The organism is Algoriphagus aestuariicola (assembly GCF_017254835.1).
GTDB classification, from domain to species: Bacteria; Bacteroidota; Bacteroidia; order Cytophagales; family Cyclobacteriaceae; genus Algoriphagus; species Algoriphagus aestuariicola.
On the sequence record NZ_JAFKCW010000004.1, the window covers coordinates 658,484 to 671,848 of the forward strand.

At 46.9% G+C, this 13,365-nt stretch carries 13 protein-coding genes; all 13 read left to right on the forward strand.

Annotation, left to right across the window (positions count from 1 at the left end; all coding sequences use genetic code 11):
• The first annotated feature begins 61 nt into the window (after positions 1–61).
• The 13 genes from J0A67_RS19170 to J0A67_RS19230 all read left to right on the forward strand — a co-directional run bounded on the left by J0A67_RS19170 (position 62) and on the right by J0A67_RS19230 (position 13,202).
• Positions 62–1,729 carry an OstA-like protein gene (locus J0A67_RS19170; RefSeq protein ID WP_206570996.1) on the forward strand — a complete coding sequence of 556 codons (1,668 nt, stop codon included), beginning with the start codon at positions 62–64 and terminating at the stop codon, positions 1,727–1,729.
• A 134-nt stretch (positions 1,730–1,863) separates the two neighbouring features.
• The gene (locus J0A67_RS19175) at positions 1,864–2,574 is read left to right on the forward strand and encodes a T9SS type A sorting domain-containing protein (protein ID WP_206570997.1); all 711 of its coding nucleotides are present in this window, start codon (positions 1,864–1,866) and stop codon (positions 2,572–2,574) included.
• Between the two features lie 62 nt (positions 2,575–2,636).
• The gene (locus J0A67_RS19180) at positions 2,637–3,542 is read left to right on the forward strand and encodes an outer membrane protein assembly factor BamD (protein WP_438839595.1); all 906 of its coding nucleotides are present in this window, start codon (positions 2,637–2,639) and stop codon (positions 3,540–3,542) included.
• A 27-nt stretch (positions 3,543–3,569) separates the two neighbouring features.
• Positions 3,570–3,884: a DNA-directed RNA polymerase subunit omega gene (locus J0A67_RS19185; protein WP_206570999.1), complete on the forward strand. Its 315-nt coding sequence runs from the start codon at positions 3,570–3,572 to the stop codon at positions 3,882–3,884.
• 5 nt (positions 3,885–3,889) lie between these two features.
• Positions 3,890–5,098, forward strand: a complete 1,209-nt coding sequence (gene coaBC / locus J0A67_RS19190; protein ID WP_206571000.1) for a bifunctional phosphopantothenoylcysteine decarboxylase/phosphopantothenate--cysteine ligase CoaBC — start codon at positions 3,890–3,892, stop codon at positions 5,096–5,098.
• A 28-nt stretch (positions 5,099–5,126) separates the two neighbouring features.
• Complete coding sequence (porD, locus tag J0A67_RS19195) at positions 5,127–6,029, forward strand: type IX secretion system protein PorD (RefSeq protein WP_206571001.1); 903 nt, start codon at positions 5,127–5,129, stop codon at positions 6,027–6,029.
• A 39-nt stretch (positions 6,030–6,068) separates the two neighbouring features.
• Positions 6,069–7,721, forward strand: coding sequence for a DNA repair protein RecN (recN, locus tag J0A67_RS19200; RefSeq protein ID WP_206571002.1), 1,653 nt, complete (start codon positions 6,069–6,071; stop codon positions 7,719–7,721).
• Positions 7,722–7,783: 62 nt separating this feature from the next.
• Entirely contained in the window at positions 7,784–8,599 is an 816-nt protein-coding gene (locus J0A67_RS19205) for an enoyl-ACP reductase FabI (RefSeq protein WP_206571003.1), read from the forward strand.
• A gap of 122 nt (positions 8,600–8,721) precedes the next feature.
• A complete protein-coding gene (locus tag J0A67_RS19210; protein ID WP_206571004.1) occupies positions 8,722–10,311 on the forward strand; it encodes an amidohydrolase family protein in 1,590 nt (529 codons plus the stop codon).
• A 191-nt stretch (positions 10,312–10,502) separates the two neighbouring features.
• Complete coding sequence (locus J0A67_RS19215; protein ID WP_206571005.1) at positions 10,503–10,955, forward strand: MarR family winged helix-turn-helix transcriptional regulator; 453 nt, start codon at positions 10,503–10,505, stop codon at positions 10,953–10,955.
• Positions 10,956–11,032: 77 nt separating this feature from the next.
• On the forward strand, positions 11,033–11,587 hold the full coding sequence (locus J0A67_RS19220) for a YceI family protein (RefSeq protein ID WP_206571006.1): 555 nt from the start codon (positions 11,033–11,035) through the stop codon (positions 11,585–11,587).
• A 60-nt stretch (positions 11,588–11,647) separates the two neighbouring features.
• Positions 11,648–12,598, forward strand: a complete 951-nt coding sequence (locus J0A67_RS19225) for a ring-cleaving dioxygenase (RefSeq protein WP_206571007.1) — start codon at positions 11,648–11,650, stop codon at positions 12,596–12,598.
• Positions 12,591–13,202: an alpha/beta hydrolase gene (locus J0A67_RS19230; RefSeq protein WP_206571008.1), complete on the forward strand. Its 612-nt coding sequence runs from the start codon at positions 12,591–12,593 to the stop codon at positions 13,200–13,202. Before J0A67_RS19225 ends, J0A67_RS19230 begins: the two co-directional genes overlap by 8 nt.
• Positions 13,203–13,365: the final 163 nt, after the last annotated feature.

The following is a 13,365-nucleotide window of genomic DNA, read 5'->3' on the forward strand; positions in this document are numbered from 1 at the left end:
TGCCGTTCAGTGATTGAGCATTCCTCGGCTTTCTGCTAATTTTGCGCACATTCTACAAAATATGAACATCCGTTTTCTCCGCATTTCCTGTCTCCTTTTGCTGTTGCTTTCGGGTATTGGTAGGGGCTTTGGCCAGGAAAGTTCAGTCTTGGAGATCCTGAATTCGACATCGCTGGAAGGTACTCGCGGGATGGAACGTCTGCTTGGAGAGGTGGAGATGAAACACCAGAGTTCTCTGATTTTTTGTGACTCGGCTCATTTTTATCGGGCAGAAAACCGGGCGAGACTTTTCGGAAACGTGAGAATCCAGGATATCGAGGATCCAATCACCACCACCAGTGCCTACGCGGAGTATGACGGCAACACCAAAGTCGCCAAGCTTAGGCGAAACGTCGTTTTTACCAATCAGGAAACCACGCTCTATACCGACTATCTGGACTACAATCGGGAGTCGAATATCGCTACCTATTTCAACAAGGGACGCGTCGTGGATTCGACCAATGTACTGACGAGTGAACGTGGGATTTACGAGGTCAATATTGAGCGGATCACTTTTCGCCAGGATGTGGTGCTGGTCAACCCGGACTACACCATGAAGACGAATGACTTGATTTATCTTACCATTCCCAAAACAGCCGAGACTAAAGGCCTGACCAATATTATTTCGAAGGCAGGGTACAAACTGGATGCGCAAAAAGGCAGCTTCTACGACACCCAGCAGAAGCAATTCAGGTTTTTTGAGGGAATCGTGGAGACTGAGGAGAGTCGGGTAAAAGCGGAAGAGCTATTTTATGATGAGGAAAAGGCCTATTATGAAGGCAAGGAGGACGTCCGTGTCCTAAACAAGGAAAGGCAGGTGGAGGTGTTCGGGGAGAGGGGCCAATACTGGGAAGACCGAAAGTACAGTTTGGTCCATGGCAATGCTTTGGTGCGAAAGTATTTCGAGTCTGACACGCTGTTTATGGCGGCGGATACATTGATTTCGCATGACAGCGAGGCGGACACCGCAAAATACCTTTTGGCTTTTCACTCCATCAAGCTGACCAAAACGGATTTGGCGGGGATCGCGGATTCTTTGGTGTACAACTACTCCGATTCGTCCATTCGCTTGTTCCAAGATCCGGTGATGTGGAATCAAAAAAGCCAGATTTCGGCCGATTCGATGGTTTTTTTCATCGCAAACGAGGAGTTGGATCGGGTCTACATGAAGGACAAAGCCTTCGCAATCATGACCGACACGCTGCTCAATCACAACCAAATGAAAGGGCGAACGATGACCGGATATTTCAAAGAAGGACAAATCGAGACGCTGGACATAGACGGGAACGGAGAATCGCTCTATTTTGCCTTGGAGGCCGACACCCTGACACAGGGGATAAACCGGATCTTGAGTGCCAATATCAAATTGACTTTTCAAGAAGGAGCGATTCGGAAGGCCAATTTTGGGATCAGGCCTGATGGGCAATTTACCCCCGTGCAGAAGATCGATGAAAAAATCTCCAGGTTGGAAGGGTTTCAATGGAGGATTGAAGAAAAACCCGACCGGACCAGCATCGATGCTTGGAGAAAACCGATAGAAATCGACCCGGATCAAGAAAATTTATTCAATGAGCCGGATGTGAGATTGGAGATGCCGACGGAGGAACAAATACAGAAAAAACTTGGAAAACCGGTTTTGAATCCGGCAAAAAAGAAGTTAATCCCTGATTCAGGGAAAGTCGATTTTTGAGGGCGTTTGTTTTTTGAGGAGGTTAACAACAATTAACCCGCATTTTTATTGTATAGGGAATCAAAAAAGTAATTTTGTCCGTATATTATATCTCTTGGAAACCAATTTACAGCCCCTATTGATAAAAGTTTTACATGAAGTCCTTATTCCGATTTTTGACATGGCTGTTGTTGTTTGCGCCCATATTGGCTGGTGCGCAACAGGTGCGCGTGTTGAGTGAGGCGGTAGAATTCTCCGGTGACATTGGTTCCTCGCAGCGCAAAACGGTCATTCTCCAAAACGAGTCCAATCAGACCAAGACCTATTTTCTGAAAAATGTCAGGGGAAGCGTGGGGTCCTCGCAGAAGGTAAGGGTTTGCCTGAATGACCAATGCTTTGATCCCAAAAAAGACCTGGCGAAAATTTCCATCAAGCTAGCTCCAGGTGAAATAGTCACTGACTTGTACTTGGAATTTGAAATGGGCATAGCGGAGACACGTGGAAGTTTTGACTTGTTTTTTGTGAACTCGGAAAATATCCGCGAAAACTTTGTCGTTGAAGCTAGGTATGAAGTGGCGTCCGGAGCAGGTGCTGACTTTCTCCATAAGGACATCAAATTAGGTGAAATATACCCGAATCCGAGCAATAGGGTAGCCCAGATAGACTACGAATTGGTAAACCCGGCCACCAAGGCTAAGATTTCGATTAACAGCTTTATCGGCAATCCGATAGCTGAATACGAATTGGACCCTGAGCGAAACTCATTGCTGATCAACGTGACGGATTTCCAGCCTGGTGTTTATTTCTACACACTATTCATTGACAACAAAAACGTAGTGACCAAAAAACTACAAGTCAAGAAGTAACTTCCCCGCCAATTCAGACATTTGAATACGAACAATTTACCCGTATATTTGCGGTCTTGAAAATGAGTATGCAGTCAAAATCCCTTCTTTTCCTCTCCCTTCTGTTTCTGATCATGTCCTGCGGGCCTTTTACCAAGCTAGAAAAAAGCACGAACTGGGAAGAGCTCTACAACGGAGCCAACAAGTACTATCAGGAAGGGGAATACAGTAAGGCGATTATCCTCTACGAGAAAGTTCTTCCGGTCATCAAAGGATCCGAGAAGGCTGAATTGGCAGAATATAACTACGCCAATTGCCATTTCAAGACCAAGAGATATATCGAGGCGGCAGGCTATTTCAGTACCTTTTACCGGACTTACAACAGAAGCCCATTGGCTGAGGAAGCATTGTTTATGAATGCGTATTCCCTTTACCTTGATGCCCCAGATTACAATTTGGACCAGCAAAGCAGCCAGGAAGCGGTGGCCGCGATCCAGCAGTTTGTGACCAGATTCCCCGCATCAGCGAGTTATGAGCGGGCTATGGAAATGCTGACCGATCTCGAAGGCCGATTTGAACAAAAGGCTTACAGTGAGGCTCAGATGTACTATAAGTTGAAAGACGGGCTTTTCCCCGGAGATTTTTATCGCGCCTGTATTATTAATTTCCAAAACTTTGCTAAGGACTATCCTGAAAGCAAGTACAATGAAGAGCTGGCCTATAAGCTGGTTGAAGTGGGCTATGGCTATGCGGAAAACTCCGCTTTTGCCAAAAAGGAAGAGCGACTCAATGACGCGTTGGGCTTTGCTGCGACCTTCTATAGAAAGTATGGCAATAGCCAGTATCTAGACGAAGTGAAGAAATTTGAGGAGGAGACCCGCAAGGAACTTGAAGCCCATATGAAGCTCAAATCGGAACAAGCTGAGCGCCTTGCCGCTGCCGAAGCCAAAGTCGCTGCGGAGTCTAAGTCCAATGAAGAAAATAAATAATTAGGAATATACATAACCAAAAATAGTATGGCTATCAACCCGTCTATCGTTACACGTGATCTTGACAAAGTTGCGGACAAAACTGGCAACATCTACGAGTCTCTTCACATCGTGGGGCAGCGCGCAAAGCAGATTTCCACTAATCTGAAAGAAGAACTGAACAACAAACTTTCGGAGTTTGCATCCACCGTAGACAATCTTGAGGAGGTGTTTGAAAACAAGGAGCAAATCGAGATCTCCAAGTTTTATGAGCGTATGCCAAAGCCCTCTACCATTGCCATGGAAGAGTTTATGGAGGGAAAGGTCTATTTCAGATCCCCTGAGCAGGAGGGAGCGGAGTAATCCCCATGAACCTGCAGGGAAAGCGGATTCTACTTGGAGTGACCGGCAGCATTGCTGCATATAAGTCTGCCCTTTTGACCCGCTTACTCGTCAAATCCGGAGCTGAAGTGCAAATCATCATGAGCACTTCAGCTCTTGATTTTATTACCCCACTCACTTTAGCGACTCTTTCCAAACGCCCGGTTCTCTCCGAATTCTCCAAAAAGGATACTGGGGAATGGAACAATCACGTGGAGTTGGGGCTTTGGGCGGATCTATTTGTCGTCGCCCCCCTCAGTGCCAATACCTTGGCGAAATTTGCCAACGGGCTATGTGATAATCTCCTCACGGCTACATATTTGTCTGCCCGGTGTCCAGTAATGCTCGCGCCGGCGATGGATCTGGATATGTACCAACATCCCGCTGTGAGAGCCAATCTCGCCAGAGTGACTTCTTTTGGCAATGTCCTGTTGGATGCGGAAAGCGGCGAACTCGCCAGCGGACTTCGAGGCCAGGGAAGGATGATGGAACCGGAGCATATTCTGGCTGAAGTGGAGACTTTTTTTTCGAGGGCAAAAGATTTTTTCGGCAAAAAGATCCTGATTACCATGGGGCCGACCCAAGAAGCCATCGATCCTGTTCGCTTTATCAGTAACCATTCCAGCGGCAAAATGGGATTGGCAATAGCAAGGAATTTTAAAAGCCGAGGGGCTGAAGTATTTCTGATTTCAGGCCCAGTTTCGCTTCCAATCAATTCGGAAGATTTTCATCTGTATCGGGTAAAATCAGCCTCGGAGATGTATGAGGTAGCAAATCGCCTACATCAACAGATGGATTTTTGTGTCTTTGCGGCTGCGGTTTCTGATTATGCGCCAGCGGAGGTAGCTGCGCAGAAAATAAAAAAAGACGAGTCGGAGATGACGATCTCACTTAGGAAAAACGTTGATATTGCCAAGGAGCTGGGGAAGGCAAAGCGTCCGGGTCAGATTCATGTTGGATTTGCTTTGGAAACCGAAAGGGAGGAATTCCATGCAAAGGGCAAGTTGGAAAGGAAAAACTTCGACCTGATCGTTTTGAATTCCACTAGAGATGAGGGAGCGGGATTCCAGCATGACACCAACCGGGTGAAGATTTTTCATCGGGATGGCAGAGTGGTCGAATCGGGCTTGGAGTCGAAGTCTAGAATTGCCGAATTGATTTTGGAGGAAATCAAAAAGGCTCCGGTTTGGATTTGAGCTTTGGAAATTTAGCTATTTTAGGCAAATGACAAGATTCGGATTACTGGCAGTGTTCTTTTTTTTGATCCTAAGGATACAGGCCCAGGAATTGAATTTCACGGTAACTATCAACTCCGACCGGTCTAGAATCCAGAATACCGATGTATTCAACCAGATGAAGACCAATTTTGAGCAATTTCTCAATGGTCGATCATGGACGAATGACGAGTTTCGGCCTGAGGAGCGGATCAAGGGAAACCTTCTCGTCACCATAAACGAAGTACCTCAGGTAGGAGTGTACAATGCAACGGTTCAGATCCAGGTCGTCAGGCCAGTGTACGGCACCAATTATGAATCCCTGGTATTCAATTTTGCCGACAGAAACTGGACGTTTGAGTATATCGAATCACAGCCGCTGGAGTTTAATCGGTTTACTTTCTTAAACAACATCAGCTCGCTCTTGGCTTTTTATGCGCATATCGCCTTGGGGATAGATTATGATACCTTCGCCAGTCGTGGCGGGGATGAGTATTTCGCGGTAGCCAATGACATCGTCAACAACGCGCAACAGTCAGGACGGGCGGGATGGGTCCAGAGCCAGTCCGACAGGAGAAGCCGCTACTGGTTGATCAATGATATCTACGTGTCGACGATCTATTCGACGATCAGGGATGCCTATTACCTCTATCACCGGCAGGGGATGGACTTGGTTTTAGGCGATCCTGAAACTGCCTACAAGAATATCCTGGAAGCGATTCGAATGGTGGCAGAGGCCAACAAACTGCAGCCTAACGGGATTTTTACGATTTCATTTATGGATGCGAAGTCGGAGGAAATCTCACAGATCCTGAAGGAGGCACCGTTCGAAATCCGTGATGAAGCGGTGAAACTTTTGCTTGAAGTTGACCCAAATAACGCCAGAAAGTACAATGAGCTGCTGAGAAGCTAAGCCTGATTTTTTTAGCTTTGCCCAAAGCCTTTTCCACCTATGCTCACATCGCTTAGCATTTCCAATTACGCCCTGATCGATCAATTGCACATGCAGCCCGCCAAGGGACTGAGTATGATTACCGGCGAAACCGGTGCCGGCAAGTCGATCATGCTAGGTGCGGTTGGGCTTCTGCTAGGCAATCGATCCGACACCAAAGTGCTGCTTCACGAAGACAAAAAGTGTGTGGTAGAGGGAGTTTTTGAGATTGGGGAGTATGGACTTCGAGATCTGTTCGACCAAGAAGAGCTGGATTACGAAGACGTTTGTATCATTCGGAGAGAGATCAGTCCAGGGGGGAAGTCCCGTTCTTTCGTCAATGATACCCCGGTATTGCTGGATTTTTTGAAAACCCTCGGGTCGAAATTGATGGATGTGCATTCCCAACACGACACGTTACAGTTGGGTGATGGGGCCTATCAGCTGGCTTTGGTCGACGCTTATGCGCAAAGTTCTGAGGAACTTGGCCAATATCAGCGGGCATACAAGGTTTTCAGAAAGTCGAAAAATACCTACGATGAGCTGAAGCGAAAAGCTGTGGAATTGCAAAAGGAAGCCGATTTCAACCAGTTTCAATTGGATGAGCTGAGCTCTCTGGCCCTTGTCTCAGACGAGCAAGCTGATCTCGAATCCACACAAGAAGTTCTTGAAAACGCAGAAGAGATCAAGCTAAAAATCAATGAAATGCTTTCCTTGTTTCAGGAAGAACAATTTGGGGTTTTGCAGGGGATGGCTCAGATCCAACAGGGTATGCAAAGCCTTGAGCGACTGGCTCACAAGTTTTCGGAACTGAAAGACCGCTTTCAGAGTGTGCTGATTGAGGTGAAGGATTTAGTGGATTCGCTGGGTAGCGAAGATAGCAAAGTGGAGATAGACTTTGAAAAGCTGGATCAAATCCGCGAAAGACTGAGCAAGATCTACCAGCTTCAGAAAAAACATGGGGTAAATTCCGTCGAGGAATTAATGAAGATAGAAAGTGATCTGGCAGACCGGGTGTTTCAATTTCAAAATCTGGATGAAAGTCTTCTGCTGGCGGAGAAAACGCTGAAAGAGTCCGAGTCGGCGATGCATGCTTTGGGAGAAAAATTGACCAACGAGCGAAAGTCTTGTTTTCCATCCTTTGAACGTGAACTTCAGGGTTTGCTGTCCGGGCTGGGCATGGAAAATGCCAAGATTGTCATCGACCACAAATTAATACCGGCGGCTACTTCTGGCTTGGATGAGATTGAGCTGCTCTTTTCTGCCAACAAGGGAGGTAACCCTCAGCCGTTGAAAAAAGTCGCATCGGGAGGTGAATTTTCGCGCTTGCTTTTTGCGATCAAGTATCTCATGGCTGACAAGATGGCCCTGCCAACTTTGATTTTTGATGAGATTGATACCGGGATATCCGGCGAAGTGGCCCTGCAGATGGTCAGGATGATGAAGGAAATTTCTGGCCGGCATCAGGTGATTTGTATTACCCATCTGCCGCAAGTTGCGGCCAAGGGAGAGCAGCATTACTTTGTGTACAAGGACAATTCCTCGGAAAAAACCGTGAGTAAGATCCGCCTTTTGTCTACAGAAGACCGTGTCGCAGAGCTGGCAAAGATGATCGCCGGAGCCAATCCATCGTCATCAGCCGTGGAAAGCGCCCGGGAGCTCCTGCTCAATTGAGGGGCGAAATCGCGAATTTTCTCTATTTTTACCCAGAATTTTTGAAATCAACCCAAAGCTATATGCCAGAAAATTTGCTCAAAGGAAAAGTGGGAATCATCACAGGTGCACTGGATGAAAACTCAATTGCCTGGAAAACTGCCCTAAAAGTAAAAGAACAGGGTGGACGGTTTGTACTCACCAACGCACCGATTGCGATGCGGATGGGCGCTATCAAGGAACTTGCCGAGGAATGCAATACCATTGTAATACCGGCAGACGCGACTGTGGTCGAGGATATCGAAAAACTGTATGTGGAGGCAAGGGAGTTTTTGGGCTCAAACTTTGACTTTCTGCTTCACTCCATCGGGATGTCTCCGAATATCCGAAAAGGGCGTAACTACGGCGATTTGAACTATGAGTGGGCGATGAAGTCCTATGATGTTTCCTCCATTTCTTTTCACAAGATGATGCATGTGGCGGAGAAGATGGATGCCATGAACGAATGGGGTTCTATCGTCGGACTCTCCTACATTGCTGCGCAGCGTGTATTTCCTTTCTACACGGACATGGCAGACGCCAAAGCTCTGCTCGAAAGTATCGCAAGAGGGTATGGCTATAGATACGGCAAGCTGAAGAAAGTCCGTGTCAATACCATTTCCCAGTCCCCAACCAAGACTACTGCGGGATCTGGAATCGGAGGATTTGATTCTTTCTACAACTTTGCTGAGGCGCTATCTCCATTGGGAAACGCTTCGGCTGAGGCATGTGCGGACTATATTGTCACGATGTTTTCCGATCTTACCCGCATGGTGACCATGCAGAACCTTTTCCACGATGGCGGCTATTCCTTCACCGGGATTTCCGAAGACATAATGGAGAAATTCAGCGATTTGTAAAGAACAAATACAACTGTCAAAACCCCGGATTTTCCGGGGTTTTTGTTTTTCTCCCTGTCCCAAAGACTTTTTTTGGTTTCCGATTTTAGGGTATCTTATCCTGCAAAAGAAACCACCAAACCATGTTCAGGAAATTTTGTCTTTTTCTGATTGCCACGGCATTTTTAGTCGTATCGGCAATTTCCCAAATCAAGCCCGCGCCGGATAGGGCAGAGGGCGAAGGCCCCTACGATCGGCTGATTATTCGCGGGGTTACCCTGGTCGACGGGACAGGAGCGCCGCCCATTGGTCCTGTAGATATTGTGGTTGAGAAAAACCGGATCGTGCAAATTCAGACGGTTGGCTATCCTGGGCTCCCCATCAATGAAAACCGCAGGCCCAAGGCAGATGATAACACCAAGGTTTTGGATTTGGAAGGACACTATCTTCTGCCCGGCTTTGTGGATAGCCATGGACATATCGGTGGGACGGGGCAAGGTACACCAGCAGAATATGTGTATAAGCTTTGGATGGCTCACGGCATCACAACGATTAAGGATCCATCGGCTGGAAATGGAATAGATTGGGTTTTGGACCAGAAAAAGAAATCTCTGGTCAATACTATCACAGCTCCTAGAATTTTTGCCTACACCTCTTTCGGGCAAGGTGCTACTGTGCCGATTACGAATACGGAGCAGGCTAGGGCTTGGGTAAATTCCAACAAGGCAAAAGGTGCAGATGGGATTAAGTTTTTTGGGGCAAAGCCCGATGTGATGGAGGCTGCGATCTCCGAAAACAAAAAGATCGGACTAAGGTCGATCATGCATCACCAGCAGATGGACGTGGCGCGATGGAACGTGCTTCATTCCGCAAGAGCCGGCCTGACCTCCATGGAGCACTGGTATGGCTTACCGGAGGCCTTGTTTGAAAACCGCACAATACAGGATTTCAGGCTGGACTACAACTACCAAAATGAACAGCATCGCTTTGGCGAGGCAGGCAAGCTTTGGAAGCAGGCCGCTCCGCCCTACTCGGAGCACTGGAACAAGGTGATGGATGAGCTTTTGGCGCTGGATTTTACCCTTGACCCGACTTTCAACATCTATGAGGCCAACCGCGACTTGATGCGAGCAAGGACACAGGAATGGCATGAGGTCTACACTCTTCCGTCCCTGTGGCGATTCTATGCCCCGAGCCGCCAATCCCACGGCTCGTACTGGTTTGACTGGACAACCGAGGAGGAAGTACAGTGGAAAGAAAACTATCGCCTCTGGATGGCTTTTGTCAACGAATATAAAAATCGAGGAGGTCGTGTGACGGCGGGATCTGACTCCGGCTTTATCTATCAATTGTATGGGTTTGCGTACATCCGGGAATTGGAATTGTTGAGAGAAGCCGGCTTCCATCCTTTGGAAGTCATTCGGTCCGCCACAATGTATGGAGCAGAAGCATTGGGCATGGAAAAGGAAATCGGCACCGTAGAGGTAGGTAAATTGGCGGACTTCGTCATTGTGGAGGAAAATCCTTTGCAAAATATTAAGGTTCTCTATGGAACGGGGACGATTCGAATCAATGAAAACAATGAACCTGTACGGGTTGGGGGAGTGAAATACACAGTTAAAGACGGAATCGTGTATGATGCCAAGAAGCTGTTGGAAGATGTAAAAGCGATCGTGGATGAGGCAAAAGCAAGCGAAAATGTCCAGCTAAAGCAGCCTGGCTTGGACTGGTAATAGTTTGGGTTTAGATAGAGGAGCTGAATAGGCTCCTTTTTTTGCTCTGGGAAGAAAACTGGCTTGGGTCAAGGTTTTGGCTTTGATAGCCTCTCGCGCAAGGTGGAAGAAAAAAATGAAAAAGTTTTGGGAGAAATGAAACCTTTCAATCCATTTGCATGTATATACATTAAAATCAAATGTAGATAAAGATGGGGAAGATAGAAGACGCAATTCAGCAGAAGGAATTCAAGGATCCATTCAACAAGGCTGTGGTGAATCTGCTTTATACCCATAGCTATCTGGTGACTTCACAAAACAGTTTGTTTAAGCCCTACGATATTTCACCAGAGCAGTATAATGTTTTAAGAATACTCAGGGGGCAAAATGGAAAACCGACGACAGTTTCATCTATTCAGGATAGGATGCTGAACAAGATGTCGAATGCATCAAGGCTGGTGGAGAAGCTGAAGTTGAAGGGCTGGGTGAAGAGGACCGAGTGCCCGTCTGACCGAAGACAGGTGGATGTGTTGATCACGGATGAGGGTCTGGAATTGCTAAAAACATTGGAAAAGCTGGTGGAGGAAAGCAACATTCGGGTAGTCAACCTCGAAGTGGAAGAAGCGATTCAGCTAAATGAACTTCTGGATAAGCTTAGGGGTTAAAAAATTTAGAATTATAAATGTATATACAAATAATGTAAAAACACTCGAATAAATATTCACTTAAAAACAACAAGATTATGAACACCACAAAATGGATTATCGACACCACTCACTCTGAGGTATCATTTAAAGTTAAACACCTTGTAATCTCCACGGTTACCGGCTTTTTCAAAGAATTTGAAGGTGCCGCAGAATCTGCAAATGAAGAGTTTGAAGGCGCAAAGGTGAGTTTCGCTGCCAATGTCGACAGCATCGACACCAATCAAAAAGACAGAGACGCCCATTTGAAATCCGCGGATTTCTTCGATGCGGCAAATTATCCTAAATTGAATTTCGCGGGACAGTTGGTCAAAGTGGGAGGCGAGTATAAACTTGCCGGAGAGCTTGAAATCCGCGGAAATAAGAAGGAAGTCGAACTCGACGTGGAGTTTGGCGGAGTAGTGGCGGATCCTTGGGGTCAAACTAAGGCAGGTTTTGAAATCGAAGGAAAAATCTCGCGTAAGGAATTTGGTTTGACTTGGTCTGCAGTGACGGAAGCTGGCAGTGTCGTAGTCAGCGACCAAGTCAGATTGCATCTGAGCATACAGCTGGTCAAGCAGCAAGTCGAAGTAACTGAAGAAGCGACAGCTTAATTCTCAGAAAGCTGCCTTCGGGCAGCTTTTTTTATAACCTTCAAAAAGAAAGGAAGTACCATGAAACCATTGATCACCGGCATCCACCATATCACAGCGATCGCCGGAAATCCCCAACAAAACATCGATTTCTATACAGGAATCCTCGGACTTCGATTGGTCAAGAAGACAATTAATTTTGACGCGCCCGACGTGTATCATTTCTACTTTGGAGATGAGCTGGGACGGCCGGGGACCGTTTTTACCACTTTCCCTTTCGCAGGAGCGAGGAAAGGGACAAAGGGGACGGGCGAACTGACCTACACAGCGTTTTCCGTGGGCAAAGATTCCCTTGGCTACTGGATTGATAGGCTGAAGAAGTTTGGAATTCCGGTATCTGACGTTCAAAAACGATTTGGTTATGATTTGATCCGCTTCGAGGACCACGATAGCATGGGCATTGAGCTGGTGGCAAATGATGAGGACGAGCGGCCAGGATGGACTTATGGACATATACCAGCGGAGCATTCAATTAGGGGATTCTATGGGGCGACCTTAAATCTTCAATCCAAAGAACTGACTGAGCAGCTGTTGACGCGACATATGGACTATCGCTTGATCGGTCACGAAGGGGAAAGATACCGCTATGGTACAGCTGGAAAACCAGGGGACATTGTGGATATCATCGTCAACGAGACCGGACGTCGGGGTGTACAAAGTGCGGGTACCGTTCACCATATCGCGTTCCGTACTGCCAATCAAACTACGCAATTGGCCGTCCAAGAAATATTGATGCAGAATGGGTACATGGTGACCGAGGTCAAGGATAGAAATTATTTTAAATCTATCTACTTTCGCGAGCCGGGTGGGGTACTGTTTGAAGTTGCGACCGACGAGCCTGGCTTTGCCATAGACGAAGATGAAGCGCACTTGGGAGAGTTGGTAAAGCTGCCTGAGTGGGCTGAGCCTAGTCGGGAGAGAATAGAAAAAGCACTGACACCGGTAAAGCTTGACATAGAATCCTATGTATGAGGTGAGGAGAAGTGGATTGCCTTTGGAGCAGGCGAAAAAGGCAATCATAGTAATCCACGGTCGGGGAGCAACCGCTGAGAGTATCTTATCGCTTAGTTCCCACTTGAATTTGACCGACTATGCAATTTTGGCACCTCAAGCAAACGGAAACTCTTGGTATCCGTATGGCTTTATGGCTTCCGATGAAGGCAATAAAGATGCGTTGCAACGTTCTTTAAAGGCAATTGCTACAGTGCGGGAAGAGGTGCTTGCTGCGGGAATTCCCGATGAGCGGGTTTACTTTCTGGGTTTTTCCCAAGGAGCCTGCCTCAGTCTGGAATTTGTCGCTAGGCACGCTACACGTTTTGGCGGAGTGGTAGCGTTTACGGGTGGTCTTGTTGGAGAAAATCTCCAGCCGGAAAGGTATTCCGGAGATTTCAAGAATACCCCGATCTTTATCGGTAGCAGTAATAGGGATTTTCACGTCCCTGCCAGTAGAATAAAGGAATCAGGTGACCTGCTCCGAAAAATGGGAGCAGACGTTACAATAAAATTATTTGACGATCCGGATCATACGATCCGAGAAGAAGAAATAAACTGGGTAAACCAAAGAATTTTCTTGTAAGGTCTATTTAGTTTAAAAAGTCCCCGGCAGGTTGTCGGGGTATTTTTTTGTCATTTTTTTCCTGAAATGGTCACCATATCCCTTAAAGATATTTTGTGGATCGCTGATGATTACTGACGTGACTTTGGTGCTCTATGCTTCGAAAAACTTTGGTAAAGTAGGT